This is a genomic window from Corynebacterium sp. HMSC056F09, from assembly GCF_001815785.1.
GTDB classification, from domain to species: Bacteria; Actinomycetota; Actinomycetes; order Mycobacteriales; family Mycobacteriaceae; genus Corynebacterium; species Corynebacterium hiratae.
Genome location: NZ_KV821885.1, coordinates 31,935 through 57,791 on the forward strand (window position 1 = coordinate 31,935; position 25,857 = coordinate 57,791).

Consider the following 25,857-nt stretch of genomic DNA (forward strand, 5'->3'; position numbering starts at 1 on the left):
AAGGCATGCACCCACTGTGCGCATCGTTTTCGCCGGAACCCCCGAGCCCGCCGTCGTGGCTTTGGAGAAACTCATTGCCTCACACCACGACATAGCCGCCGTCATCACCCGTCCTGATGCCCGCCGCGGCCGCGGGCGCACCCTGCACCCCAGTCCCGTGAAGGCGCTGGCCCAGGAACACGGAATCGAGGTTCTTACGCCAACCACACTCAAGCCAGGCACCGAGGACGGCGACGCCCTGCGCGCGCGGTTGGCGGAGATTGCTCCGGAGGCTATTCCGGTGGTGGCCTACGGAAACTTGATCACCGAGGATCTGCTGGGCCTTCCAACGCACGGCTGGGTCAACCTGCACTTCTCCCTGCTTCCAGCGTGGCGCGGCGCAGCACCGGTCCAGGCAGCCATTGCGGCCGGCGACGAGCGCACTGGCGCCACGACCTTCCGCATCGATCAGGGCCTGGATACCGGGGACATCCTGGCCACCATCGAGGAAGCAATCCTGCCCACCGATACCGCTGATGACCTGCTCACGCGACTGGCATACGCGGGTGGTGACCTCCTAGTCCAGACTATGAATGGCCTGGAGGACGGCAGCATTACGCCGCAGCCGCAGGAAGGTGAGGCCACCTATGCGCACAAGATTGCGACCGACGACGCCCGCATTGACTGGACCCGGCCTGCTGACGTCATTGATCGCCACATCCGCGCCCATACCCCGGGGCCGGGAGCCTGGACCTTAATGGGGGAATCCCGCCTGAAGGTAGGGCCTGTAAGCAGCGTGGTACCCGCCGAACTCGAGGCGCTGCCAGAGCCTGCCGCAGTGCGCGCACTCCAGCCAGGAGAAGTGCACGTGGCCAAGAATGCCGTCATGGTCGGCACCGGTAGCTCCCCAGTACGTTTGGGCAAGATTCAACCGCCCGGCAAGAAGATGATGAACGCCGCCGATTGGGGCCGAGGTCTTGCTAGCCAAGGCTCTTGCGGCACGGATTCCACAGACACAGACGAGGTGAAGTTCTCATGACCGGAGGGTTTAGGTCCCGCAGCAAGTCTGGTGACCCGGCGCAGCGCGCGGGGGCAGGCGCAGAGAAGGGAAAGCAGCAACGGGGCAGCCAACAGCGTGGAAGCTCCCGCGGTGGAAACGACCACAAGGGACGCGGAGGTTATAAGAACACCGGTGCGCAGCGTGACCGCCGAGGCGGACAGCGCCAGACTGCTCACCACGATCGCCAGAACCCGTCGCTGATTTCCGCGGCACGGCGCAGCGGGGTCGACGTGCCGCGCGCGGTCGCCTTCGAGGTACTGCAGCGGGTAGCGGCGGATGACGCTTTTGCCAACCTCACGCTGCCGAAGGCCGTGAGCTCGAACAAGCTCAGCGGCCGCGACGCCGCCTTTGCCACGGAACTGACCTATGGCACGCTGCGCACCGAGGGCGTTCTCGATGCGGTCATCGCTGAATGCTCGTCGCGCGGGCTCGACGCCATTGCGCCCGAGGTGCTCATGGCCCTGCGACTGGGAACCTACCAGGTGCTCTACACCCGGGTGGAGGCGCACGCGGCGGTCGATACCACCGTTCGCCTCGTGGAGGCGGCCGGCCACGAGAAAGCCAAGGGCTTTGCCAACGGCATCATGCGGACTATCACCCGCACACCTGCGCAAGAGTGGCTGGACAAGCTAGCTCCGAGCGGAGAGGTCGCGGCTTTGGCCTTCCGCCACGCTCACCCCGAGTGGATCGCCCGCTCCTTCGGCCGCGCGTTGGGGCTCCTCGACACCGCTGACGATAATGCGCTCAGCGCCGAGCAGACAGCGGAGCTGGAGCGCGCACTCGAGGCGGACTCTGAGCGGCCCCTCGTGCACCTGGTAGCGCGACCGGGCGAGATATCCGCCGAAGAACTCGCGCTCATTACCGGCTGCGAGGAAGGACGCTATTCCCCTTATGCGGTCTACCTTGAGCAGGGTGACCCGGGCTCCCTCGAGCCTGTCCGCCAGAAACTCGCGGCGGTGCAAGACGAAGGCTCCCAGCTCATCGCACGCGCGGTGACGGAAGCTGAACTTATTGGCGAGGACACCGGGCGTTGGTTAGACCTGTGCGCCGGCCCCGGTGGCAAGGCCGCCCTGATGGGTGCCATCGCTCGCGTCGAGGGGGCGGAGGTCGATGCCGTAGAAGTCTCCCCGCACCGCGCTACCTTGGTGGAAAAAACAGTGGGTGACCTACCCGTGCGCGTGCACCGTGCGGACGGTCGTGCGCCGGGGCTCGACGCAGGCTTTGACCGGGTGCTTGTCGACGCCCCCTGTTCCGGCCTCGGTGCACTCCGTCGCCGCCCCGAAGCCCGCTGGCGCAAAGCCGAGTCCGATATTGCGGAACTCAACACACTGCAGACCGAGCTCCTCGAGTCCGCGTTGGACCTCGTGCGCCCAGGTGGCGTCGTGGTGTACTCCACCTGTTCGCCCGACCTGCGCGAGACCCGGGGCATCGTGGACGCTGCCGTGGAGCGCCATGGCGTTGGGGCAGAGATCCGCGTCGAGGAGCTGGATGCGCGCGACGTGCTTCCGGACATGGGGGATCTCGGCAGCGAGCTCTCTGCCCAGATGTGGCCGCACCGTCACGGCACAGATGCAATGTTTTTCGCCGTCCTCCGCCGAGTAGCGGACTAGCGGGGCGTGAGGGACTAGGCTGAGTGTCATGTCTGCACACTCGTCTGCTCCCATTATCTCCCCATCCATTCTGGCCGCCGACTTCACCCGCTTGGGCGAAGAGGTCAAAGCAGTGGCCAACGCGGATTGGATCCACGTTGACATCATGGATGGACACTTCGTGCCGAACTTGTCCTTCGGCCCGGATATTACCGCGACGGTGGACGGGATTACCTCGCAGACCCTCGACGTTCACCTCATGATCGAGGAGCCGGAGAAATGGGTGGAAACCTACGCCAAGGCGGGCGCTGATTGCATCATCTTCCACGTCGAGGCCGTGGCCGACAAGGACGCGGCCATCGCCTTGGCCCGCAGGATTCGGGACCTAGGGGTGCGCGCGGGCTTCTCGATCAAGCCGGGCACCCCGATTGAGCCCTGGCTGGATGCGCTGGAGCACTTCGACGAGGTTCTCGTCATGTCTGTCGAACCCGGCTTTGGTGGTCAGAGCTTCATGCCGGATCAGCTGGATAAGGTGCGCACCTTGCGCGCAGCCATCGATGAGCGCGGCCTCGATGTGCTCATCGAAATCGATGGCGGTATCTCTGCCGAGACGATCCGCTCCGCCGCCGAGGCGGGCTGTGATGCCTTTGTCGCGGGTTCGGCCATTTACAAGCAAGCAGATAAGGCGGCCGCCGTCGAGGAGCTACGCCGACTGGCCACGCTGTGATCCCACGCCACGATTCTGCTGTCCTATCGCAAGCATTGCGCGTAGCCATGGAGGCCGGCGAGCGGGTTCGCGGTACGACGAGTCCGAACCCGCCGGTCGGCGCGGTGATTCTCGATGCTGCCGGCCAGGTCGCCGGCGTCGGCGCCACCCAGCCCCCGGGCGGGCCGCATGCTGAAGTCATGGCGCTGCGCGATGCAGGGGACAAGGCCCGCGGTGGAACCGCCGTGGTGACCTTGGAGCCCTGCAATCACACGGGTCGTACTGGGCCCTGCGCGCAGGCGCTTATCGATGCCTCCGTGGCCGCCGTGTACTACCTCCACCCGGACCCCACCCCACAAGCCGGGGGCGGATCAGCAACACTGCGCCGCGCCGGAGTCACGGTGGGACAGCTCGCGCCGCCGGAGGGCGTGGACGATGCGCTCGAACCGTGGTTGAGCGCGGTGAGTCTCGGCCGCCCGCACGTCACGCTCAAATTTGCACAAAGCCTGGATGGTTTCACCGCTGCCGCGGATGGCAGTAGCCAGTGGATTACCGGAGAGCGGGCCCGCGAGCACGTGCATCGTGATAGAGCTCAGCGCGATGCCATCCTTATCGGAACGGCCACGGCGTTAGCGGATAATCCATCGCTGACCGCGCGCTACCCCGATGGTTCATTGCGTGAGCGGCAACCGCGGCGCGTTGTCATCGGTTCCCGCGATGTTAGCCGGGGCGGGGCTAGTAACCTGGTCGAGCTAGGCTTCGAGCACTATTCCACGCCGCAGGAGGCACTAGATCAGCTGTACGCCAGCGGCGCGCGAGACATCCTTGTCGAAGGCGGCGCAGGGCTAGCCACCAGCTTCATGGAGTTGGGCTACATCGAGCGTATTCAGGCCTACCTGGGCAACGTCATTCTCGGCGAGGGCAGAGGAGTTCTCACCCGTGCACTGTCCCAGAATCTGGCCCAGGCTGAGAGGTGGCAGCGCGTGGCGGTTACCGAGCTAGGCGAGGACCTGCTCGTGGAATATAGAAAGCTCAAAGGTTAAAAGATAGGGAAGGGGAGTGCTGGCTATGTTTACTGGACTCGTTGAAGAAATTGGCCACGTCGATAGCGTGGAGCTGCAGGGTGATGCCGTGCGCCTCGGCATCGCCGCAACCATCGTGCTGGGGGACGCCCAACTGGGAGATTCCATCGCGGTCAACGGCGTGTGCCTGACCGTTGCTGAGTTGGGAGAAGGAACCTTCACCGCAGATGTCATGAAGGAGTCTTTGAACCGGAGTTCCCTCGGCGAACTCGAAGTGGGCGCGCCGGTCAACCTCGAGCGTGCGGTGCTCCCGACGACGCGCTTGGGTGGCCACATTGTGCAAGGGCACGTCGATGGCACCGGGACCTTGCTGAGCCGCACGCCGTCGGAGCACTGGGAGGTGCTGCGCTTTAGCCTGCCGGCCGAGCTGGAGCGCTACGTGGTGGAGAAGGGTTCCATCGCGGTGCAGGGAACCTCCCTGACGGTATCGGCCTTGTCAGACGGGCAGGGAGAGCCCGACGCGGAGAGCTATTTCGAAGTCTCTCTCATTCCCACCACGCTGCGCGATACCGTGTTTGGTTTGATGGCGCCAGGCGCTCGCGTCAACCTCGAGGTAGACGTGGTTGCAAAGTATGTGGAGAAAATGGTTCACCCCAACGCCTCCGCCAGTGGCACGGAGGGATAGAGTAAGTCCTTATGAGCGCTGCAGATTCAGCTTTTAGTTTAGATAGCGTCGACCAAGCCATCGCGGACATCGCGGCCGGCAAGGCGGTCGTCGTCGTGGACAATGAGGACCGCGAGAACGAAGGTGACCTCATTTTTGCCGCTGAGCTCGCTACCCCGGAGCTCGTGGCTTTTATGGTGCGCTACAGCTCCGGCTACATTTGCGCACCGCTGCTCCCAGAAGACTGCGAGCGTTTGAACTTACCCCCGATGTTCGCGGTGAACCAGGACGTACGGCAGACCGCCTACACCGTCACGGTGGACCTGGCTAATGGTTCCACTGGTATCTCTGCCACCTCACGTTGCGAAACTATCCGCAGGTTGGCCGATCCCTCCTCTAAGCCCTCGGAATTTACCCGCCCCGGACACGTGGTCCCGCTCGCCGCGCGCCCGAATGGCGTGCTCGAACGTGACGGGCACACGGAAGCCGCCATCGATCTGGCTCGCTTGGCAGGCCTTCGCCCAGCTGGCGTGCTCTGTGAGATCGTCTCTGAAGAGGATCCCACGGACATGGCGCGCTCCCCGGAGCTGCGCCGCTTTGCCGACGCCCACGGGCTGACGATGATCTCCATTGAGCAGCTCATCGAGTGGCGTCGCCACAACGAACAGCAGGTTCACCGCCAAGTCGAAACTCGCCTGCCCACCGAGTACGGCGAGTTTCGCGCGGTAGGTTATTCGAATGACGTCGACAAGCGCGAGCATATCGCCCTTTTCGTTGGTGACGTGGAGAGCTATTCCGGTGCCGAGGATGTACCCGTTCGCGTTCACTCTGAGTGCCTTACAGGTGACGTCTTTTCCTCTCAGCGCTGTGACTGCGGACCGCAGCTGCAGGAATCCCTCCGTGCGGTGCAAGAAGCGGGACGCGGCATCGTCATCTACCTGCGTGGACAGGAAGGGCGCGGAATTGGCCTGGTCAACAAGCTCAAGGCTTACCGTCTGCAGGACGAAGGCCTCGACACCGTTGATGCCAACGTGGAGCAGGGCCTGCCGGAGGATGCACGCGAATACTCCGTGGCCGGACAAATCCTGCGCGACGTCGGCGTGAAGTCCGTGAACCTCTTGACCAATAACCCGCACAAGGGCGAGGGGCTGCAAGGCTTCGGCATTGATGCCACCGCGCGCACAGCGCTGGCTACCCCCGCCACAGCGGAGAACATCAGCTATCTGCGCACCAAGCGTGACCGAATGGGGCATGATCTGCCCCAGGTAGCCGAATGGGATCAGAAACACTCCTAGAGTTGGGATGAAGCGCTTCAGCGCCCCTAACCATCACGCATTGAGTATCAAGCTTTGAGCACAAGGAGCACACTATGAGCAAGGAAGGCCTGCCCACCCCGAGCAATGTCTCCGGGGAAGGTATCCGCGTCGCCGTCGTTACCGCAACGTGGAACGCAGAGATCTGTGATCAGCTGCATCGTCGAGCGCTCGAGACTGCCGAAGCCGCCGGCGCCGCGGTCACGCCCCTGCGCGTGGTCGGGGCCCTTGAACTGCCCGTCGTGGCCCAAGCCGCCGCGCGCACCCATGATGCCGTGGTTGCGTTGGGCTGCGTTGTTCGTGGTGGAACCCCGCACTTTGATTACGTCTGCGATTCCGTGACGCAGGGCCTGACGCGCATCGCGCTCGATGAATCGACCCCGGTGGCCAATGGAGTGCTGACGGTCAACGACTATGAGCAAGCCGTCGATCGCGCCGGCTTTGCGGACTCTGAAGAGGATAAAGGTGCCGAGGCCATGCACGCAGCTTTAGAAACCGTGCACACGTTGCGTACACTGAATGAGTCAAACCAAAAGTAGGCTGCCAAGTGCAACCACGCCGCCTGGCGTATCCGGCAGGGGGAGTGGCCTGCCTCAGCGGAGTGATGAGGAGATGGAAAACTCGATGACGGACTCACAGGTGCCTTCCGGGCACGAAGAGCGGGCACAATCGGCTCATGCCAACCAGTCCTCCGCAGCTTCGCAGCCGGCTGCGTCGATGGCGGCCGGGGAAGCAGGCCGCAGCATGAGTGATGAGCAAATGCTGGCCTATACCAGCGCGGATCCTTTCGCCCAGACGTCGTCCAAGCCCTGGGAGTATGAAGTTACCTCTCCCTACCTGCGCAAGGTGGCCATCATCTGGATCATTCTCGTTATGGCCGCGCACCTTTTCATGGGCTTTACGGTGGGTCTGTCCTTTACCGGCGCGACGGTGACGACGATTGATAAGTTCGCTTTTCCCGGCGTCGGCGTGGTAATTTCCATTTTGTCTTGGCTGGCGCTGACTCGCCCGCGGCTGCGCGCGAACTCCGACGGGGTGGAGGTCCGCAATATCGTGGGAACCCGTTTCTACCCGTGGCAGGTCATCTACGGCTTGTCCTTCCCCGAAGGCTCCCGCATGGCGCGCATCGAGCTTCCGGACTTTGAATACGTGCCGGTCTGGGCCCTGCAGTCGGGCGATAAGGACGACGTGATCACCAATGTCCGCTCTTTCCGCGACCTAGAAGCCCGTTACATGCCGCAGGATGACTAGTGGCTGATCCCTCTCAGTACCGTCCCGCGCCCGGAAGCATCCCTACAGATCCGGGCGTTTATAAGTTCCGTGATGAGAACCGCCGGGTCGTCTATGTGGGCAAGGCAAAGAACCTGCGGGCGCGGTTATCCAATTACTTCCAGGACATCACTCAACTACACCCGCGCACTCGCCAGATGGTGCTGACGGCGGCCTCGGTGGAATGGACCGTGGTGGCCAGCGAGGTGGAAGCGCTGCAGCTGGAGTACACGTGGATTAAGCGCTTCGATCCGCGCTTTAACGTGATGTACCGCGATGATAAGACTTATCCCATGCTCGCGGTATCCGTTGGGGAGACCATTCCGCGTGCGTTTTTCTACCGGGGCCCACGCCGCAAAGGCGTGCGCTATTTCGGTCCCTATTCCCATGCCTGGGCGGTGCGTGAATCCCTGGATCTTCTCACTCGCATCTTTCCCATGCGTACCTGCGCCAAGGGTGTGTTCAACCGCCACGAGCGCTTGGGGCGGCCCTGTTTGCTGGGGTATATCGGCAAGTGCGATGCCCCCTGCATCGGCCGCGTTAGCCCGGAAGAACATCGCGATACGGTTAACCAACTCATCAGCTTCATGAACGGTAACACCGCACCCGTTCGCAAGCGGGTCACGCAGCGCATGGAGGAGGCCGCGGAGAACCTGGAGTTTGAGTTGGCGGCCCGCCTGCGCGATGACTTGGGTGCCATCGACAAGTTGATGGAGCAGCAGGCAGTGGTGTTGCCTGATGGCACGGATGCGGACCTCATTGCGTTTAGCTCGGATGAATTGGAAGCTGCAGTTCAGATCTTCCATGTGCGTTCGGGACGCATCCGCGGGCAGCGCGGCTGGGTTGTGGAGCGTTCCGGAGATCAGGCAACGACTGACGCGGTGCGCGAAGGCGAGCCAGATCCTGGTCTGCCGGCTTTGATCCAAAACTTCCTCATTCAGTTCTATTCTGACGCGGCAGAACGCCAGCGCCTAGAGGCTGAAGAAGACGCGAAGTTGGAGCGTAGGGGAGTGGACCAGGAATCCCATGCCGAGGAGCATCGTGGAAACGCTATTCCGCGGGAGATTTTGGTCCAGGAACTGCCCGACGAAGCCGATGAGGTCAAGATCGTTTTGGAGGAGCTGCGTGGCGCCCAGATCGATCTGCGCGTTCCGCAGCGAGGGGATAAGCGCGCGTTGATGGAGACCGTCGAGCGCAATGCCAAAGAGCAACTGAAACAGCACAAACTCAAGCGCGTTGGCGACCTCACTGCGCGCTCCGCCGCACTCCAGGAGCTGCAGGAAGCACTGGGCATGGATTCCGCGCCGTTGCGCATCGAGTGCACGGATATCTCCCACATTCAGGGCACCGATGTTGTGGCCTCCCTGGTGGTTTTCGAGGATGGGCTGCCCCGTAAGTCCGACTACCGGCGTTATCGCATCAAGGAAGCGGCGGGCGATGGCCGCTCGGACGATGTCGGTTCCATCGCCGAAGTCACCCGCCGCCGGTTTAAGCATCACCATGACGATAAGCGGGCGGTGCCTGACGAAGAGCTAGAGAACACCACCTTCGCTGAGGAGTTGGTGCGCGAAGAGGCGGCGAGCCAGACCAAACGCAGCTCTTATCCGCCTCAGCTCTTCATCGTTGATGGCGGCGCGCCGCAGGTGGCAGCCGCGCAAGCTGTGTTTGATGAGCTCGGCATCGTCGATGTGACACTCATCGGTCTGGCCAAGCGCCTAGAGGAGGTGTGGGTGCCTGGTGATGACGAACCGGTGATTCTACCGCGCAATTCGCAGGCGCTGTTTCTACTGCAGCACCTGCGCGACGAGGCCCATCGCGTAGCTATCTCTTATCACCGCCAGCAGCGTTCAAAGCGGATGCGCTCCTCCGTCCTCGACGCGGTCCCGGGCTTGGGGCCGCAGCGTCGCACGGACCTAGTGAAGCACTTCGGCTCGGTAAAGAAGCTCAAGGAAGCAAGCGTGGAGGACATTGCTGAGGTGAAGGGATTCGGCCCCAAACTAGCTCAGACCGTCTTTGATCACCTTCACGACTCTTAGGAGGGATTCCCACCGTATTCCTAGACAGGATTCCTACCGTGGCAACCACTTAAGTGGTAAGAATGGAGGCCATGACGTTGTTTGATTCTCCGCCCATTTTGATTACCGGCATGTCGGGCGGCGGCCTGACGTCGGCGGCAAAAGTGTTGGAGGATAAGGGCTACTACGTCGCCCACAACATCCCGCCGAAGGCCATCGTTGACCTCTTGAAGCTGTGTGCGCGTCCGGATTCTCCAGTTACGAAGATCGCCGCGGTCACCGACGTACGCTCCCGCATGTTCCCTGGTTCTTTGGCAGAAACCTTGGACGAACTAGAGCAGCTGGATATGAAGCCGACCCTGCTTTTCCTCGATGCGCGCGATGACGTGCTGATTCGCCGCTTCGATTCGGTGCGTCGCACGCACCCGCTGCAGGACGGTGAAACACTGAAGGCCGGCATCCAACGCGAGCGCGCCGCCGTGCAATCCATTCGTGAGCGTGCGGACATTATCATCGACACGACGAACCTGTCCGTTCATGACCTACGCCGTGCCATCGAGGCTGCCTTCGGTGACATGCGTGGGGAGCGCCAGCACGTCACGCTCCAGTCCTTTGGCTTCAAGCATGGTTCTCCGCGGGACGCTGACCTTGTCGTCGACGTCCGTTTTCTTCCCAATCCTTATTGGGTACCGGAACTGCGGGGCTACCGGGGCACCGATGAGCCGGTGTCGGATTATGTTCTGTCTCAGGACGCCGCTGAGCCTTTTATCGAGCGCTTCATCGAGATGTTGGACTCGATGCTCACGGGGTATCGCCACGAGGGGAAGAATTTCATCACTGTAGGCATTGGTTGCACGGGTGGGCACCACCGTTCCGTGGCCGTCACGGAAGAGATTGCCCGCCGCCTTAGCGAGCGCGGAGACTTGGATGTGAGCACCCTGCACCGAGACATCGCCCGCGACTAGGCGCGATACGTATCGAGAAGATTCGTATTCATTCCTTTTATTACATGACTGAAAGCTAGTACTTACGTGACGACTCTCCCACTCCACATGGCTAGCCTGGGCGGCGGCCATGGTCTTTATCAAACCTTGCTCGCTGCTCGCCGCACGGGCGCGGAGGCAATCTCCGCCATCGTCACCGTGGCCGATGACGGCGGTTCATCCGGCCGGTTGCGCCGCGAGATGGACATTATTCCGCCGGGTGATTTGCGCATGGCGCTCGCCGCTTTATCCAGTGATACGGAGGATGGCCAGCTGTGGGCTGAGACGCTTCAGCATCGCTTCCAGAGCACCGGAGCGATGGCCGGCCACGCCGTGGGCAACCTCCTCATCGCTGGACTCACTGAGGTGTTGGGGGATTTCCAGGCGGCTCTCGATGCCGTTGCCCGCTTAACGGAGTCGGCCGGCCGGGTACTGCCAGCCGTGAACTTACCTCTGGAGATTGAGGCGGATGTTTCTGGGCTTGACGACGACCCCCGTATCATTCGCTCGGTCCGCGGCCAGGTGGCTGTTGCATCGACCGTGGGGCAGGTGCGCCGGGTGCGCATCATTCCGGAGAAGCCTCGGGCCAACCCGGAAACCATTAGCGCGCTGCACGACGCGGACCTGATCACCCTAGGTCCTGGTTCCTGGTTTAGTTCCGTTCTCCCACACGTCCTGGTGCCGGATATCGTCGACGCGATTACCTCGTCGGATGCTCTCCGCGTGGTGGTGCTCAATCTTTCTGCTGAGCCGGGTGAGACCCAAGGTTTTTCTGCCGAGCGCCACCTGCATGTCCTAGCGCAGCACGCCCCGAGCCTGCGGGTAGACCGCGTTATCGTCGACGCATCCGGGCTTCCGAACGAGTCGGAGCGAGTCTTTGTCCAGCGCGCCGCCAGTGTTCTGGGCGCTACGGCAGTCTTCCGAGACGTGTGCCAATACGACGAGGACGGAAGGTCGATTAATAAGCACTGCCCAGACAAGCTGGCGCAGGTGCTCACCGAGCTTTACGCCGAGTATGCCGCCGATCGCGATGGCACAGCGGGAGCCCCAGACGCTCATCGCGGTTAAGCGCGCGATAGACTATGGGGCATTCATCGTTCACCGCCGCGTCTCGCCCACGCCAATCTGCGCGGTGCGCTACGTCCACGAGTTGAAAGGGGAGGCACGAGGTGTCTGCGTCATTGACCGATCAGGTCAAGGAGGAACTTACGGCGGTGTCCGTGCCGCGCCAGTCCGCCCGCGCGGCGGAGGTTGCCGCGATCCTCAGGTTCGCTGGCGAACTCCACATCACCGGGGACCGCGTGATGTACGAGGTGGAACTGGAGTCGCAGAGCGTAGCGAACCGCCTCGTCACCGCACTCGATGAGCTCTATTCGATTTCCGCCAGCACCCACGTCGCTGGGCCCGCGGCTTCGTCCAAGAAGAGTCGCGTGCAAGTGCGCATCACCACCGGTGCCAAGGAACTGACCAGACGCCTTGGTTTGGTAACCCGCTCCGGCCACCCCGTGGTGGGTTTGCCCCCACAAGTCATCTCCGGTTCTGTAGCCGATAATGAAGCAGCCTGGCGCGGCGCCTTCTTGGCGCAAGGTTCCTTGACCGAACCGGGCCGCTCCTCAGCGCTTGAGGTGACCTGCCCATGCCAGGAGGCTGCACTCGCTCTTGTCGGCTGCGCGCGCCGTTTGGGCGTGGCGGCGAAGACAAAGGAAACGCGCGGCGCGGACCGCGTCGTCGTGCGCGACGGCGACGCCATTGGCGCGCTGCTGACCCGTATGGGCGCCCAAGAGACGCGCCTGACATGGGAAAAGAAGCGGATCCAGAGAGAAGCCCACGATACGTCTCGCCGTCTCGATAATTTCGATGATGCCAACTTGCGCCGCTCTGCCCGCGCGGCCGTGACGGCTGCAGCACGCGTCGAACGCGCGATGGTCATCTTGGGCGATGACGTTCCGGAGCATCTCGCGGATGCCGGCCGCTTGCGCGTGCAGCATCGTGAGGCCTCTTTGGAAGAGCTCGGCCGCCTGGCTGATCCGCCAATGACTAAGGATGCGGTGGCCGGGCGTATTCGGCGCCTTTTGTCTATGGCGGACAAGCGTGCCAAGGAGCTTGGGGTCCCAGATACGACGAAGGCCGTCACTGAGGATCTTTTCGAAGAGTCCTAGTTACTCGTGCCCGTTCGGGCATTAGACCGGGTATCACGCCCGATTTCCGTGCGGCTGTTGCCGCATTTCTTTTTGGATTAATCCGCTCTTTTTTGCTTTAGTGAGATATCCCACCCCGCAGTGAAAGTCCCCAACATAATCCCACACAAACGGGCATAACTGCAGGTGTATAGCTCGAGGGTTGTCTCAAATTCTCTGCGACGGCCCAACCACTATACGCCTCTTTTTGGCCTCGTGCGACCACTCGCGTTGGGGACCGGCAGGAGCACTGCGGGATGCACAAACCGTGGGTACTATCGGCCGTGTTGGGAAAACCACCGAGCACGTCACGGAAGTGGCAGGGGCAACGGTTCCGCAAGAACGGTCCACCGCACTGCCTATAAAGACAAAGTCTCGGAAGCCCCCACGATAGAACTTCACTCGATTATTTGAGGAGACATTACAGTGACCATTCGCGTAGGTATCAACGGATTTGGCCGCATCGGCCGCAACTTCTTCCGTGCAGTCGCACAGGGCAACAATGACCTCGAGGTCGTCGCAGTCAACGACCTGACCGACAACGCAACCCTGGCCAACCTGCTCAAGTACGACTCGGTTCTGGGCCGCTTCGACGGTGAGATCCAGCACGACGACGAGTCCATCACCGTCAACGGTCACAAGATTGCAGTCTCCGCAGAGCGCGATCCGAAGAACCTGAACTGGGGCGAGCACAACGTCGACATCGTCATCGAGTCCACCGGTTTCTTCACCGATGGTGAGGCCGCCAAGGCTCACATTGAGGCCGGCGCCAAGAAGGTCATCATCTCTGCTCCGGGCAAGAACGTCGACGCAACCTTCGTCTACGGCGTTAACTCCGATGAGTACGACGCTGAGAAGCACAACGTCATCTCCGCCGCATCCTGCACCACCAACTGCCTGGCCCCGATGGCCAAGGTCCTCCACGAGAAGTTCGGTATCGAGAAGGGCCTGATGACCACCATCCACGCCTACACCGGTGACCAGCGCATCCAGGATGCTCCGCACCGCGACCTGCGCCGCGCCCGCGCCGCAGCCGTCAACATGGTTCCGACCTCCACTGGTGCAGCAAAGGCCGTCTCCCTGGTTCTCCCAGAGCTGGAGGGCAAGCTCGACGGCTACGCAATGCGCGTTCCGACCATCACCGGTTCCGCCACGGACCTGACCTTCCAGGCATCCCGCGACGTCACCGCTGAGGAAATCAACGCTGCTATCAAGGAAGCCGCCACCGGCGAGTTCGGCGAGACCCTGGGTTACACCGAGGATCCGATTGTCTCCACCGACATCATCACCGACTCCCACGGCTGCATCTTCGATGCGGGCATGACCAAGGTTTCCAACGGCAACTTCGTCAAGGTCCTTGGCTGGTACGACAACGAGTGGGGTTACACCAGCCAGCTCGTGCGCACCACCTCCCTGGTTGCCTCCAAGCTCTAAAGCTGACTCTTTAGAATGACCACAGTGAACCAAGCTGTGATCGCCTGTGACAGCTCCACAGGCTAGACACCGGCCCATGCGCCACGCCTCACCCTCCATAATTTCGTGGCGTGCGCTGGGCCGATAGTCGTTTATAAGGAACCAGCACACTTTCCCATTGAATAGCATTAACCTTTAGCTTGAGTACCTACTTTTAAGGAGAACATCATGGCTTTCAAGACTCTGGACGACCTGCTCGCAGAAGGCGTCTCCGGCCGCCACGTCCTCGTCCGTTCTGACTTCAACGTCCCACTTGATGATGAAGGAAACATCACCGACTCCGGCCGCATCACCGCTTCCTTGCCGACAATCAAGGCCTTGATTGAAGGCGGTGCGAAGGTCATCCTGTCGGCGCACTTGGGCCGCCCGAAGGGCGAGGTCAACCCGAAGTACTCGCTGGCCCCAGTAGCAGAAGCTCTGTCTGAGGCACTGGATCAGTATGTCGCCCTCGCCGGGGATGTCAGCGGCGAGGACGCCCACGAGCGCGCTAACGGTCTCAACGAGGGCGATGTCCTGTTGCTGGAGAATGTCCGCTTCGATCCACGCGAGACCTCGAAGGACGAGGCAGAGCGCGGCGCCTTCGCTGACGAACTCGTCGCTCTGGCTGCAGACAACGGTGCTTTCGTCTCCGATGGTTTCGGTGTCGTTCACCGCGCACAGGCGTCCGTGTACGACGTGGCTAAGCGCCTGCCTGCTTACGCCGGCAAGCTCGTGCAGAAGGAAGTGGAAACCCTGGCGGCGGTAGCAGAGAAGCCAGAGCACCCGTACGTTGTCGTTCTTGGCGGCGCCAAGGTATCCGACAAGCTTGGTGTGATTGAGGCGCTTGCCGGTAAGGCCGACAACGTCATCATCGGCGGCGGAATGTGCTACACCCTCCTGGCAGCACAGGGCTACAACGTCCAGAACTCCCTGCTGCAGGAAGACCAGATCGACAACTGCAAGGAGCTGCTGGAGCGCTTCGGCGACAAGATCGTCCTGCCGGTCGACCTCGTCGCTGCCACCGAGTTCAATGCCGATGCAGAAAATAAGGTTGTGGGCCTCGACGGTATCCCGGAGGGATGGATGTCCCTCGATATCGGACCGGAATCGGTGAAGAAGTTCGATGAGGTCATCGCTTCCTCCAAGACCGTCTTCTGGAACGGCCCGATGGGTGTCTTCGAGATGGAAGCCTTCTCCAAGGGCACCGCAGGTGTGGCGCAGTCCATCATCGATGCCACGGCCAAGAATGGTTCCTTCACCGTCGTGGGTGGCGGTGACTCCGCAGCTTCCGTCCGACTGCTCGGCCTCGACGAGGACGGCTTCTCCCACATCTCCACCGGTGGTGGTGCTTCCCTGGAGTTCCTGGAAGGCAAGGAGCTGCCGGGCGTCAAGGTCCTGGAATCCTAATCAACCATCCTCTCAACACAGTCTGACTTCGAGAAAGGCTAATCATGGCACGTACCCCGCTTATCGCTGGTAACTGGAAGATGAACCTCGACCACAAGGAAGCTATCGGCTCCCTGCAGAAGTTCGCTTTCTCCTTGCCGAAGGAATACTACGAAAAGGTCGACGTGGCTTTTATGGTCCCGTTCACCGACATTCGCACGGTCCAGACGCTTGTCGACGGCGACGACCTGCAGTTCACCTACGGCGCGCAGGACATCTCCAAGCACGAGTCCGGCGCCTACACCGGTGAGGTATCCGGCAAGATGCTCTCCGCCCTGGGCTGCTCCTGGGCAGTGGTGGGCCACTCCGAGCGCCGCGAGTACCACGGCGAAACGGATAAGCTCGTCGCAGAAAAGGCCGCAGCGGCGTTGGCCAACGGTATCAGCCCCATCGTGTGTGTCGGCGAGCCCTTGGATGTCCGCGAGAAGGGCACTCACGTCGATTACGTGGTGACCCAGACCCGTAACTCCCTGGAGGGCCTGTCCGCTGAGGATCTGGCAAAGACCGTCATCGCTTATGAACCTGTCTGGGCTATCGGCACCGGCAAGGTTGCTTCCGCTGAGGATGCACAGGAAGTGTGCGCAGCTATTCGTCAGCTCGTCCGCGAGCTCGGCGGCGACGAGGTTGCCGAAGGCATCCGCATCCTCTACGGCGGCTCCGTCAAGGTGGACTCTATCGCGGAGATCGTGGGCAAGCCCGACGTTGACGGTGGTCTCGTCGGCGGCGCCTCCCTCAAGGGCGAGGAGTTCGCAAAGCTGGCGGCTAACGCCGCCCAGGGCGCCTAATCTCCCCGCATCCTGCCGTGGCGGGTCGGAATAGTTTCTGGCCCGCCACGTGGTGTATCATCGAGGATTATTGCGCGCGCTGTCTTCGCGCCCTTTTCCCACGCGTGACGGTGGCTCACCACGGTGATTCACTAACGCGCGTCATACTCACTGTACATACGCGTAAACAAGGAACTACTTCATGATCTTGGCACTGGAAATCCTCCTCGTGATTGCCGCAATCTTGATGACTATCTTCGTGCTGCTGCACAAAGGTAAAGGTGGTGGCCTGTCGAGCCTCTTCGGTGGCGGCGTGCAGTCCAACCTCTCTGGTTCCACCGTGGTAGAGAAAAACCTTGACCGCTACACCGTGGTCATGGTGGTTATCTGGCTTGCCTGCATCGTGGCTCTGAACCTGCTGCAGGCTTATAGCTAAAAGGTCCCGCCGCACATACGCCAAACGCCGCGTCCTCCTCCAATAAAGGTGAAGGACGCGGCGTTGTAGTTTTCATCGGCGGCCCTAGAGAAGCCGCCGGGGAGCTGCTGCTAGAGACGCTGCGCGGCATCCTCGCTTAAGAACAGCAGCGTTTCCTCAGTGCCCTGAGCACCTGCGGCCGGCCAGTCCTCAGCCGCAGCGCCAGCCACGAGGTGGCAGACAGCCTCGGCCTTCTCCTCACCAGAAACCAGGAACCAAATGCGCTGGGAGCGGTTGATGGCCGGGTAAGTCAACGTCACGCGCTCAGAAGGCGGCTTGGGGGAGTCGTGGACCGCGAAAGCATAGTCGGTGTCTTCATAGACTGCTTCTGAATGCGGGAACAGGGAGTTAATGTGGCCTTCGTGACCCATGCCCAGCAGGTGAATATCGAAGCCTTCCGGCGCAAAGTCACGGATCTCGCCCTCATAGGCTTGTGCTGCGTGCTCCATGGATACGGCTCCCAGGTCATAGCCGTGAATGTGGCGCTCCGGGATATCCACGTGTGCCAAGAGAGCCTCACGGGCTTGGCCCTCGTTAGAGTCCGGATCGCTCACCGGCACGTTGCGCTCATCGCCAAAGAAAACATGGATGCGCGTCCAGTCCACCGCCAATGCTGGGTAGTCGCTGCCTTGCTGTTGTGCGGCGTCGTGAAGCCGCGCCAGCTCGCGCAACATACCTATTCCTGCTCCGCCACCGGTGAGCACGACGCGGGCGACACCATCCTTGTGGAGGCCGCCGCCTGGGGCTTGAATCGCCGCAACCGTCTCAATAAAGGCGAGTGCGGCGGAGGATATGAGCTCGTCGATGTCGCTAACGCGGCGAAGCGTGACCATGGTGCAGAAAGATCCTTCTGAATGATGAGACTAGGAAACGATGAAATGATTATGCCTACACACTGTAGTCCACGCGGGCTAAGGCGCGGAGAGCGTGAGCGTATGTCTTATCCGCATCGAGATGGCGGAGTTCTTCCGAGAGCACTTCTGCTTCGGAACGCACCGCGAGGCTAACGAGTGATTCCGGGGAGCCCGGAACACTGACCTTCACTGTCGCAGGGTCAACGACAGTGACGCTAACATCGGCAGTGGGACGTTGGAAAACCACCGAGGTAATCGGGAAGGTACCCGCCGCGCAGTCCGACACAGTACGGGTAACGGGGACGGAGAGGGCGTCGAGAAGCCAGCCGGCAGCAAAGTCGACGGCGGCGTGGTGCTCGGCACCGGAGATCTTCACAGAGGTGATCGGCTCGTGCGGGAACCTGTCGAGGGCCGAAGCGACGATACCGCGCCAGAGGGTGATGGCACCCCACGACATGTCGGAATCTCCGGGCTTATAGCCAGAGGAGAGCACGTGGAGGTCGTACTGATCGACTCCACTGCCGAAGGCAACGTTGGTAATACGGCGCTGGGCCAGCGCACCGATCGGAACAGAGGACGGGGACGGCGGGCATGCCGTAGGCCACCACGCCACGATTGGTGTATCGGGAAGAAGCAGTGGAGTCACTACCGCTTCTGCCTGATCCGCGAGGGCGCCATGCAGGTGCATGACGACGATCTCCGAGGCACCCGCTTCGCCACCGACGCGCAACTCGGCGTCGAGCCGCGTGTCCTCGTCGAGATTTCCAGTAGCGATGACGATGACACGGGATGGGTGCTCGTGGGAGGCATCGCGCACCGAAGCGAGCAGGTTGTCCAGGTCATCGCCCTCTTCGGTCATGACGATGAGCGTGAGGACCCGGCCGGTCGTGAGCGTGTAGTGCTCCTGCATCTCTACAAGCTTCTTAGAGATCTTGCGCGTCGTCGTATCGGGCAAGGGGATAATCATAAGGCCATTCCTCCTAAGGACCTACGGACGGCGCCAGGAATGACCCCGGCGGCGCAGCATTCTATTAGCGGACTCCGGCCCCCACGTGCCAGCGCGGTATTGCTCCGGCTGTCCGATACTGGACCAGTACTCAATGATGGGGTCGAGGATGGACCACGACAGCTCCACTTCCTCGTTGGTGGGGAAGAGGGAGGACTCGTCCAAGAGGGCGTCGAGAATCAGGCGCTCATAGGCTTCCGGCGATTCTTCCGTAAAGGCCTCGGCATAGGCGAAGTCCATGTTGACGTCACGCACCTCCATGGTGGAGCCCGGAACCTTGGAACCAAAGCGCATGGTGACGCCTTCATCAGGTTGGACGCGGATCACCACGGCATTCTGTCCCAGCGCATCGGCTTGGCCCTGATCAAAAGGCTGGTGCGGGGCGGTCTTAAACACCAGTGCAATCTCGGTTACGCGGCGGCCCAGCCGCTTGCCGGTACGTAGGTAGAAAGGAACGCCCGCCCAGCGACGGGAATTGACCTCGAGGGTACACGCGGCATAGGTCTCCGTCGTGGACTCCGGATCGAATCCTTCCTCCTCCCGCAGGCCCTTGACATACTCTGAGCCTTGCCAGCCGGCGGAGTACTGGCCGCGGGCGGTGGTCTTGTTGAGCGGGTGTACCGCGTTGGTGGCGCGCAGCACCTTGATCTTTTCCGCCTGGAGCGCCTCTGGGTCGAAGGAGGAGGGTTCCTCCATGGCGACGAGGGCTAATAGCTGCAGGAGGTGATTCTGGATGACGTCGCGCGCAGCGCCGATGCCGTCGTAATAGCCGGCACGTCCGCCCAATCCGATGTCTTCGGCCATCGTGATCTGCACGTGATCGATGTAGTGCGCGTTCCACATCGGCTCGAAGATCTGGTTGGCAAAGCGCAGCGCCATGATGTTTTGCACCGTTTCCTTGCCCAGGTAATGATCGATGCGGAACACCGAAGACTCCGGGAAGACGGCATTGACGATCTCATTGAGCTGGCGCGCGGAAGCCTGATCGTGGCCGAAAGGTTTTTCAATGATGACGCGGCGCCAGGAGCTTTCCGTGCTGTCCGCCATACCGACGCGCTCTAGCTGGTGGCAAATATCGGAGAAGAACTCTGGCGGAACCGAAAGATAATAGGCCCAGTTTCCGCCGGTGCCGCGGGAAGCGTTGAGCTCAGACAACCGGGCGGAGAGCTTATCAAAGCCAGCGTCGTCGAAGTTGCCTTGGACAAACTCGATTCCTTTGGCGAGGTGCTCCCACACATGCTCACTGAAGGTGGTTCGGGCACCCGCTTCGGCAGCCTCGCGGACGTAGTCGCAAAAGGCTTGCTTGTCCCAGTCTCGGCGGCCGTAGCCCACCAGCGTGAAGCCGGCGGGCAGCAGCCCTCGGTTGGCCAGGTCGTAGATGGCAGGGAGGAGCTTTTTGCGCGCCAAGTCACCCGTGACGCCGAAAATCACCATGCCGGATGGCCCGGCGATACGTGGTAGGCGCTTGTCCTTCGCGTCGCGCAACGGGTTGACCCACGCGCTGGTAGTGCTCACTAAGTGTCCTTTCGGTCTGTGTGAGATTAGTCCAACAGCTCAGCATAGCGACACGCGCCCCGCCGGCCACAGTTGGATGGCCGTTGGTGGCGCGCGCCGATGGTGAGCACTTAAAACCTCATGCTCTTTTAGGAGAGGCGGTCTGTCATCGAGGCAAGCAGTTCCTCCCACGCATCGACGAACTTGTCGACGCCCTCCTGCTCGAGCACGGTGAAAACATCGGCGAAGTCGATGCCGACAGCCTCCAGCTGTGCCCATACCTTCTCTGCGTCGTCAGAAGCTTCAGTCAGTGTATCGCCGTGCAGGTTCCCCTGCGCAAGAACCGCATCAATGGTTTTCTCGGGCATCGTGTTGACGGTCTCCGGCCCAGCGAGCTCGGAAACGTACAAGGTGGCAGGGTAGTCAGGGTTTTTGACTCCCGTCGACGCCCACAGTGGCCGCTGCGGGTGGGCACCGGAAGGCAAGTCGCTACCGTTGTCCTTGAACTCCTTCAGGAAAAGCGCATAGGCGCGTTGGGCGTTGGCCACGCCGGCCTTTCCACGCAGCGCGAGGGCTTCATCAGAGCCGTTCAACTCGAGGCGCTTGTCGACTTCGGTGTCCAAGCGGGAGACAAAGAAGGAGGCCACGGAGTGAATAGTGGAGATATCCTTACCTGCTTCGGCGGCGCGCTGAATTCCCTCCTTGTAGGCGGCAATCACCTGCGCGTAGCGTTCGACAGAGAAGATCAGGGTGACGTTGACGGAAATACCTTCTGCCAGAGCATCGGAGATGGCGGGAAGGGAACCGTCGGTTGCCGGGATCTTGATCATGAGGTTGGGGCGGTTGACCTTGGACCACAGCTCGCGGGCCTGTGCCAAGGTTGCCTCCGCATCCGCTGAGATTCGTGGATCAACCTCGATGGACACCCGCCCATCCCGGCCATCGGTTGATTCATAGATCTCGGTGAAGAGATCGCAGGCATTGCGGACATCGTCTATGGCGAGCAAGTACACCGCGTCGTCCGCGGTAGCGGACTTTTCTTTCAGCGCTGCGATGTCGGCATCGTAGGAGGTGCCGGAGGACATTGCGGCAGCAAAGATTGCCGGGTTCGTGGTGACACCCACGATGGACTTGGTGTCGAGGAGTTCGCGGAGGTTGCCGGAATCCAAGCGCTCGCGGGAAAGATCATCGAGCCACGTCGAGGTACCGAGACGGGCCAGCTCATCAATATGTGTCATGGTGTGTGCAGGGTCCTTTCGTAATGGACAGCAGTAGGGGGTTAGCCTGCCTGAGCAGCGGTGAGGGACTCGCGGGCGGCGTCAGCGACGGCCTCGGCAGTGAAGCCGAACTTCTCAAAGAGTTCCGCTGCAGGTGCGGAAGCGCCGAAGTGCTCCAAGGACACGGTGCGGCCGAAGAAACCGGTGTACTTGTGCCACGGCATGGAGATACCGGCCTCGACGGAAACACGCGCGCGCACCGAGGAGGGGAGGACGGACTCGCGGTAGGAAGCGTCCTGCTCGTCGAACCACTCTAGGCACGGCGCGGACACCACGCGGGTCGCGGTACCGTCCGCCTCGAGTTGCTTGGCGGCCTCCACGGCGAGCTGTACCTCGGAGCCGGTGGCGATAAGAATCACGTCCGGGGTTTCCTTCGATGCCTCAACGAGGACGTAGGCGCCGCGGCGCACACCTTCGGCAGCCTTCTCCTTGGTTCCTTCGAGTACAGGCAGGTTCTGGCGGGACAGAGCGAGGCCCTTCGGAGCGGCCTTGTACTCAAGGGCCGCCGCCCACGCCTGGGCGGTCTCGTTGGCATCTGCCGGGCGGATGACGGAGAGGTTGGGGATGGCGCGCAGGGCAGCGAGCGTTTCCACTGGCTGGTGGGTGGGGCCGTCCTCGCCCAGCCCGATGGAATCGTGCGTCCAGACGTAGTAGGTATCGGTGGACATGAGCGCGCCGAGGCGGACAGCCGGGTACTGGTACTCAGAGAAGATGAGGAAGGTACCACCGTAGACGCGGGTATTGCCGTGCAGTGCAATGCCGTTCATGACTGCGGACATGGCGTGCTCGCGGATGCCGAAGTGCAGGTTGCGGCCGTAGGGGGTGGCAGTCCAAGTATCGGTGGTGATGGACTCTGGGCCGAAGGAATCCGCGCCCTTGATCACCGTGTTGTTGGAGCCTGCCAGATCGGCGGAGCCGCCCCACATCTCCGGCAGGGAGGCTGCAAGTGCCTGGATGGCGGCCTCGGAAGCCTTGCGCGTGGCCAAGGATTCGCCCGCTTCCCATGTCGGAAGTTCTGCGGCGAAGTCAGCCGGCAGCTCGCGAGCCTGGAGGCGGTCGAAGAGCTTCTTCTCCTCCGGGTTGGCAGCTGCCCACGCGTCAAACTTTTCCTGCCACTCTGCGTGCTTCGCGGCACCGCGAGTGGTCAGCTCGCGGGTGTGTGCGAGGACTTCCTCGTCGATGTGGAAGGACTGCGCCGGATCGAAGCCGAGGACCTCCTTGGTGGCGGCTACCTCATCCTCGCCAAGAGCTGCACCGTGGACGCCACCGGTGTTCATCTTGTTCGGTGCCGGGTAACCAATCACGGTCTTAACTCGGATGAAGGAGGGGCGGGAGGTTTCGGCGCGTGCCGCGGCGGCAGCTGCTTCGATGGCTTCGACATCTTCGCCGGACTCCACGGTCTGCACGTGCCAGCCATAGGCCTCGTAACGCTTAGCCACGTCCTCGTTGAAGGCAATGTTGGTGTCGTCCTCAATGGAGATGCGGTTGTCATCCCAGAAGACGATGAGATTGCCCAGCTTCTGGGTGCCCGCGAAGGAAGAAGCCTCAGCGGTGACACCCTCTTGCAAGTCACCGTCGGAGGCGATGACGTAAACGAAGTGATCGAAGGGGGATTCGCCGGCCGGGGCCGAGGCATCGAACAGGCCGCGCTCTTTGCGTGCGGCCATTGCCATGCCGACCGCGGACGCCAAGCCTTGGCCCAGGGGACCGGTGGTGATCTCGACGCCATCGGTGTGGTGAACCTCGGGGTGGCCCGGAGTCTTCGAGCCCCAGGTGCGCAGCGACTTGAGATCCTCCATCTCGAGACCGAAGCCGCCGAGGAAGAGCTGGATGTACTGCGTCAGGGAAGAGTGTCCAACGGAGAGTACGAAGCGGTCGCGCCCTGCCCAGTGAACATCGGCCGGATCGTGGTTTAGCACGCGCTGGTAGAGCGTGTAGGCCAGCGGTGCCAGGGACATGGCGGTACCGGGGTGGCCGGAGCCGCAGTTCTGGACGGCGTCGGCAGCTAGGACGCGCACGGTATCCACGGCGCGAGTGTCGAGGTCACTCCAGTCCGAAGGATAACGGCGCTCAACCATAGCCTGCAGTTCTGGGGACAACTTTTCGTTCGACACGGCGAAAACCTCACTTCGCTTCTGGAAACAGATATACCGTTAATCAGTGTAAAGGTTTTTCGATCTTCGGCGGGGGATTATATAAACCAGGTTTCGGGCGGTAGTCTGGCATGGTTGACGCTGTTGCCCCGCTGTCAGCCAGTGGGCGGCGACTATCCCCGAAGAACGCTTGGGGGATTCGCCACAAAGTTCTCGGGAACTTTTTAGCGCGGGCAGCCGACCAGTACGTCAGACCCATAAGCCATACACCCACGTGCCGGATATACGGAGGATTGTTCCTTGGAGACCATCAAGGCCTATTTTGCGCTAACGAAACCGAGGATCATTGAGCTCCTCCTCGTGGCGGCAATCCCGGCTATGCTCCAGGCGCAGCGTGGTTTCGAGGCAGTGTCCTCCAACTTCTGGCTCATCGTCTCCACCATCTTCGGTGGATGGATGGGTGCCGCGGCTGCCCACACGTTTAACAACGTCGTCGATTATGAGATCGACCAGAAGATGCAGCGCACCCGTGCCCGGCCGCTAGTGCGCAAGACCATTTCGCGACGCAATGCCGCGATCTTCGCGTGGATCATGTTGGCGCTATCCGTCTTTTGGCTGGGTGTGTTAGCTAACTCGTGGTTGGCTGCGTTCTTCGTGCTCTTGACCAACTTCTTTTATGTCATCGTCTATACGAAGTTCCTCAAGATGCGGAACTCCCAGAACATCGTCTGGGGCGGCCTCGCTGGCTGTATGCCCGCCATGGTGGGTTGGGCCGTCATTCGTGATAACGCACCGGCGGGGGAGCCGGACCGTTGGTGGCAGGCCGTGGTGCTGTTCCTCATTATCTTCTTCTGGACACCACCCCACACCTGGGCGCTGGCGATGAAGTACAAGGAGGACTACCGCAAGGCCGGGGTGCCGATGCTGCCCGTCGTTGCCGGGGAAGTAGAGGTGACCCGGCAAATCGTGTGGTACACGATCGGAACGGTTATCGTGACCTTCCTTATCATCCCTGCGGCCTCGTGGATCTACTTGGTGGCCGCGGTGTCTTCCGGCGCGGTCTTCCTTTGGATGGCGATTCGTCTGCACCAAGGGGTAAAGAAGGGCGCAAAGGTCAAGCCCATGCGCCTGTTTATTTACTCCAACAACTACCTGTCGGTGCTCTTTATCGGCCTGTCCATCGACGCAGTCGTGGGCTGGGAGCCCATCGGGCGCATGCTGGGATGGTCGGCCGCGCTGTTCTAGCGAGCTAGTCTTCGCGTACCCGGAGGACGATCGAGCCTGTGGTCTTGCGCTCTTGGAGGTCGCGGTGGGCCTGAGCAGCTTCGGCGAGCGGATACTCTGCGGAGATGCGGAAGTCGAGGTCGCCATCGATGACCGCCTGCACCACTGCCTGGGCGCGCATCTGGAACTCGCCTTCCTGGGAGGTCCAGGCGCCGAGTGAGGGGCGGGTGAGGAAGATGGAGCCGTGCTTGTTCAGCAGCTGCGGGTCCATTGGCGGGACGGGGCCCGACGCGGCACCGAAGAGCGCTACCGTGCCGCGCGGTCGCACAACCTCAAGGGATTCACCGAAGGTGGCTTTGCCGACGCCGTCGTAAACCACGTCCACGCCGCGCCCACCGTTGTGACGACGCACCTGCTCGGCCAAGCCGCTGCTGTAGCGGAACACGTGGTCTGCGCCCGCGCCATAGGCCAGCTCTTCCTTCTCATCCGTGGAGACCACGGAATAGACGGTGGCGCCCAGGGACTTCGCCATCTGGGTGAGGATCAAGCCCACGCCGCCTGCACCGGCAGTGATCAGACAGGATGCTCCTTCCCCTAGCTGATACACACCGTGGGTGAGGTAGTGCGCCGTCATGCCCTGCAGGAGCATCGAACCGGCGACGGCGGAGGGAATCTCGTCGGGGACGGCCACCACGCGGTCGCGCGGCACGCAGACCTGCTCCGCATAGGAGCCGAAAGCGTGATCCCAGGCCACCATCGTGCCCGGGGCGATTTCTCCCTGGGGGTCGTGCACAACGCGTCCGGTTCCTTCGAGACCGATGATGAAAGGCACGGAGGCGTTGTAGATGCCTTCGCGGTAGTAGGTGTCGATGTAGTTGACACCGGCCACGGAGACGTCGACAAGCAACTGCTCCTTCGTCGGCGTGGGGGATTCTACCTCGGCGTAGGTGAGGACCTCGGGCCCTCCGGTCGTGGTCACCTGAATAGCATGCATG

The 25,857-nt window shown here is 61.8% G+C and carries 23 protein-coding genes; 17 read left to right on the forward strand and 6 right to left on the reverse strand.

Annotation, left to right across the window (positions count from 1 at the left end; translation table 11 throughout):
- The first annotated feature begins 16 nt into the window (after positions 1-16).
- From fmt to secG, 16 genes are all read left to right on the forward strand, one after another.
- Positions 17-1,018, forward strand: a complete 1,002-nt coding sequence (gene fmt / locus HMPREF3056_RS00270; RefSeq protein WP_049157471.1) for a methionyl-tRNA formyltransferase — start codon at positions 17-19, stop codon at positions 1,016-1,018.
- Positions 1,015-2,649: an RsmB/NOP family class I SAM-dependent RNA methyltransferase gene (locus HMPREF3056_RS00275; protein ID WP_070753895.1), complete on the forward strand. Its 1,635-nt coding sequence runs from the start codon at positions 1,015-1,017 to the stop codon at positions 2,647-2,649. The genes fmt and HMPREF3056_RS00275 overlap by 4 nt, the downstream gene beginning before the upstream one ends.
- A 28-nt stretch (positions 2,650-2,677) precedes the next feature.
- Positions 2,678-3,355 carry a ribulose-phosphate 3-epimerase gene (rpe, locus tag HMPREF3056_RS00280; RefSeq protein ID WP_070701919.1) on the forward strand — a complete coding sequence of 226 codons (678 nt, stop codon included), beginning with the start codon at positions 2,678-2,680 and terminating at the stop codon, positions 3,353-3,355.
- Positions 3,352-4,377: a bifunctional diaminohydroxyphosphoribosylaminopyrimidine deaminase/5-amino-6-(5-phosphoribosylamino)uracil reductase RibD gene (ribD, locus tag HMPREF3056_RS00285; protein ID WP_083317762.1), complete on the forward strand. Its 1,026-nt coding sequence runs from the start codon at positions 3,352-3,354 to the stop codon at positions 4,375-4,377. The genes rpe and ribD overlap by 4 nt, the downstream gene beginning before the upstream one ends.
- Positions 4,378-4,402: 25 nt before the next feature.
- Positions 4,403-5,041: a riboflavin synthase gene (locus tag HMPREF3056_RS00290; protein WP_046649177.1), complete on the forward strand. Its 639-nt coding sequence runs from the start codon at positions 4,403-4,405 to the stop codon at positions 5,039-5,041.
- A gap of 11 nt (positions 5,042-5,052) precedes the next feature.
- The gene (locus tag HMPREF3056_RS00295) at positions 5,053-6,315 is read left to right on the forward strand and encodes a bifunctional 3,4-dihydroxy-2-butanone-4-phosphate synthase/GTP cyclohydrolase II (RefSeq protein ID WP_046649096.1); all 1,263 of its coding nucleotides are present in this window, start codon (positions 5,053-5,055) and stop codon (positions 6,313-6,315) included.
- A 74-nt stretch (positions 6,316-6,389) separates the two neighbouring features.
- Positions 6,390-6,872: a 6,7-dimethyl-8-ribityllumazine synthase gene (gene ribH / locus HMPREF3056_RS00300; RefSeq protein ID WP_070753896.1), complete on the forward strand. Its 483-nt coding sequence runs from the start codon at positions 6,390-6,392 to the stop codon at positions 6,870-6,872.
- 85 nt (positions 6,873-6,957) lie between these two features.
- On the forward strand, positions 6,958-7,584 hold the full coding sequence (locus HMPREF3056_RS00305) for a PH domain-containing protein (RefSeq protein ID WP_070681215.1): 627 nt from the start codon (positions 6,958-6,960) through the stop codon (positions 7,582-7,584).
- A complete protein-coding gene (uvrC, locus tag HMPREF3056_RS00310) occupies positions 7,584-9,638 on the forward strand; it encodes an excinuclease ABC subunit UvrC (protein WP_070511746.1) in 2,055 nt (684 codons plus the stop codon). The genes HMPREF3056_RS00305 and uvrC overlap by 1 nt, the downstream gene beginning before the upstream one ends.
- A gap of 62 nt (positions 9,639-9,700) precedes the next feature.
- On the forward strand, positions 9,701-10,582 hold the full coding sequence (gene rapZ / locus HMPREF3056_RS00315) for an RNase adapter RapZ (RefSeq protein ID WP_046649100.1): 882 nt from the start codon (positions 9,701-9,703) through the stop codon (positions 10,580-10,582).
- A gap of 87 nt (positions 10,583-10,669) precedes the next feature.
- Positions 10,670-11,668, forward strand: coding sequence for a gluconeogenesis factor YvcK family protein (gene yvcK, locus HMPREF3056_RS00320; protein WP_049157461.1), 999 nt, complete (start codon positions 10,670-10,672; stop codon positions 11,666-11,668).
- Between the two features lie 101 nt (positions 11,669-11,769).
- Positions 11,770-12,759 carry a DNA-binding protein WhiA gene (whiA, locus tag HMPREF3056_RS00325; RefSeq protein WP_046649102.1) on the forward strand — a complete coding sequence of 330 codons (990 nt, stop codon included), beginning with the start codon at positions 11,770-11,772 and terminating at the stop codon, positions 12,757-12,759.
- 444 nt (positions 12,760-13,203) lie between these two features.
- Positions 13,204-14,211, forward strand: a complete 1,008-nt coding sequence (gene gap, locus HMPREF3056_RS00330) for a type I glyceraldehyde-3-phosphate dehydrogenase (protein ID WP_046649103.1) — start codon at positions 13,204-13,206, stop codon at positions 14,209-14,211.
- Positions 14,212-14,418: 207 nt separating this feature from the next.
- The gene (gene pgk, locus HMPREF3056_RS00335; protein ID WP_046649104.1) at positions 14,419-15,636 is read left to right on the forward strand and encodes a phosphoglycerate kinase; all 1,218 of its coding nucleotides are present in this window, start codon (positions 14,419-14,421) and stop codon (positions 15,634-15,636) included.
- A gap of 44 nt (positions 15,637-15,680) precedes the next feature.
- Entirely contained in the window at positions 15,681-16,460 is a 780-nt protein-coding gene (tpiA, locus tag HMPREF3056_RS00340; RefSeq protein WP_046649105.1) for a triose-phosphate isomerase, read from the forward strand.
- Positions 16,461-16,641: 181 nt separating this feature from the next.
- Positions 16,642-16,875 (forward strand): preprotein translocase subunit SecG, encoded by a 234-nt coding sequence (gene secG, locus HMPREF3056_RS00345; protein WP_046649106.1) that lies wholly within the window; start codon positions 16,642-16,644, stop codon positions 16,873-16,875.
- A 110-nt stretch (positions 16,876-16,985) separates the two neighbouring features.
- Here the strand turns inward: secG and pgl are convergent, their stop codons facing one another.
- From pgl to tkt, 5 genes are all read right to left on the reverse strand, one after another.
- Positions 16,986-17,747, reverse strand: a complete 762-nt coding sequence (gene pgl, locus HMPREF3056_RS00350) for a 6-phosphogluconolactonase (RefSeq protein ID WP_070547342.1) — start codon at positions 17,745-17,747, stop codon at positions 16,986-16,988.
- Positions 17,748-17,802: 55 nt separating this feature from the next.
- A complete protein-coding gene (locus HMPREF3056_RS00355) occupies positions 17,803-18,735 on the reverse strand; it encodes a glucose-6-phosphate dehydrogenase assembly protein OpcA (RefSeq protein WP_046649108.1) in 933 nt (310 codons plus the stop codon).
- Positions 18,736-18,756: 21 nt separating this feature from the next.
- The gene (gene zwf, locus HMPREF3056_RS00360) at positions 18,757-20,208 is read right to left on the reverse strand and encodes a glucose-6-phosphate dehydrogenase (RefSeq protein WP_369799708.1); all 1,452 of its coding nucleotides are present in this window, start codon (positions 20,206-20,208) and stop codon (positions 18,757-18,759) included.
- A gap of 209 nt (positions 20,209-20,417) precedes the next feature.
- On the reverse strand, positions 20,418-21,506 hold the full coding sequence (tal, locus tag HMPREF3056_RS00365; RefSeq protein ID WP_070753897.1) for a transaldolase: 1,089 nt from the start codon (positions 21,504-21,506) through the stop codon (positions 20,418-20,420).
- A gap of 41 nt (positions 21,507-21,547) precedes the next feature.
- Positions 21,548-23,623: a transketolase gene (gene tkt, locus HMPREF3056_RS00370; RefSeq protein ID WP_210401766.1), complete on the reverse strand. Its 2,076-nt coding sequence runs from the start codon at positions 23,621-23,623 to the stop codon at positions 21,548-21,550.
- Between the two features lie 315 nt (positions 23,624-23,938).
- Here tkt and HMPREF3056_RS00375 point away from each other — a divergent pair, with 315 nt between their 5' ends.
- Complete coding sequence (locus tag HMPREF3056_RS00375) at positions 23,939-24,883, forward strand: heme o synthase (protein WP_049157448.1); 945 nt, start codon at positions 23,939-23,941, stop codon at positions 24,881-24,883.
- Between the two features lie 4 nt (positions 24,884-24,887).
- Here the strand turns inward: HMPREF3056_RS00375 and HMPREF3056_RS00380 are convergent, their stop codons facing one another.
- On the reverse strand, positions 24,888-25,856 hold the full coding sequence (locus tag HMPREF3056_RS00380; RefSeq protein ID WP_049157446.1) for a quinone oxidoreductase family protein: 969 nt from the start codon (positions 25,854-25,856) through the stop codon (positions 24,888-24,890).
- Position 25,857: the final 1 nt, after the last annotated feature.

Bases quoted from the DNA above. Each gene is read 5' to 3' on its own strand.
- HMPREF3056_RS00275 (WP_070753895.1), top strand. From the start codon at position 1,015: ATGACCGGAGGGTTTAGGTCCCGCAGCAAGTCTGGTGACCCGGCGCAG.
- rpe (WP_070701919.1), top strand. From the start codon at position 2,678: ATGTCTGCACACTCGTCTGCTCCCATTATCTCCCCATCCATTCTGGCC.
- HMPREF3056_RS00290 (WP_046649177.1), top strand. From the start codon at position 4,403: ATGTTTACTGGACTCGTTGAAGAAATTGGCCACGTCGATAGCGTGGAG.
- HMPREF3056_RS00295 (WP_046649096.1), top strand. From the start codon at position 5,053: ATGAGCGCTGCAGATTCAGCTTTTAGTTTAGATAGCGTCGACCAAGCC.
- ribH (WP_070753896.1), top strand. From the start codon at position 6,390: ATGAGCAAGGAAGGCCTGCCCACCCCGAGCAATGTCTCCGGGGAAGGT.
- HMPREF3056_RS00305 (WP_070681215.1), top strand. From the start codon at position 6,958: ATGACGGACTCACAGGTGCCTTCCGGGCACGAAGAGCGGGCACAATCG.
- rapZ (WP_046649100.1), top strand. From the start codon at position 9,701: ATGGAGGCCATGACGTTGTTTGATTCTCCGCCCATTTTGATTACCGGC.
- yvcK (WP_049157461.1), top strand. From the start codon at position 10,670: ATGGCTAGCCTGGGCGGCGGCCATGGTCTTTATCAAACCTTGCTCGCT.
- pgk (WP_046649104.1), top strand. From the start codon at position 14,419: ATGGCTTTCAAGACTCTGGACGACCTGCTCGCAGAAGGCGTCTCCGGC.
- tpiA (WP_046649105.1), top strand. From the start codon at position 15,681: ATGGCACGTACCCCGCTTATCGCTGGTAACTGGAAGATGAACCTCGAC.
- secG (WP_046649106.1), top strand. From the start codon at position 16,642: ATGATCTTGGCACTGGAAATCCTCCTCGTGATTGCCGCAATCTTGATG.
- pgl (WP_070547342.1), bottom strand. From the start codon at position 17,747: ATGGTCACGCTTCGCCGCGTTAGCGACATCGACGAGCTCATATCCTCC.
- HMPREF3056_RS00355 (WP_046649108.1), bottom strand. From the start codon at position 18,735: ATGATTATCCCCTTGCCCGATACGACGACGCGCAAGATCTCTAAGAAG.
- zwf (WP_369799708.1), bottom strand. From the start codon at position 20,208: ATGGTGATTTTCGGCGTCACGGGTGACTTGGCGCGCAAAAAGCTCCTC.
- tal (WP_070753897.1), bottom strand. From the start codon at position 21,506: ATGACACATATTGATGAGCTGGCCCGTCTCGGTACCTCGACGTGGCTC.
- tkt (WP_210401766.1), bottom strand. From the start codon at position 23,623: ATGGTTGAGCGCCGTTATCCTTCGGACTGGAGTGACCTCGACACTCGC.
- HMPREF3056_RS00380 (WP_049157446.1), bottom strand. From the start codon at position 25,856: ATGCATGCTATTCAGGTGACCACGACCGGAGGGCCCGAGGTCCTCACC.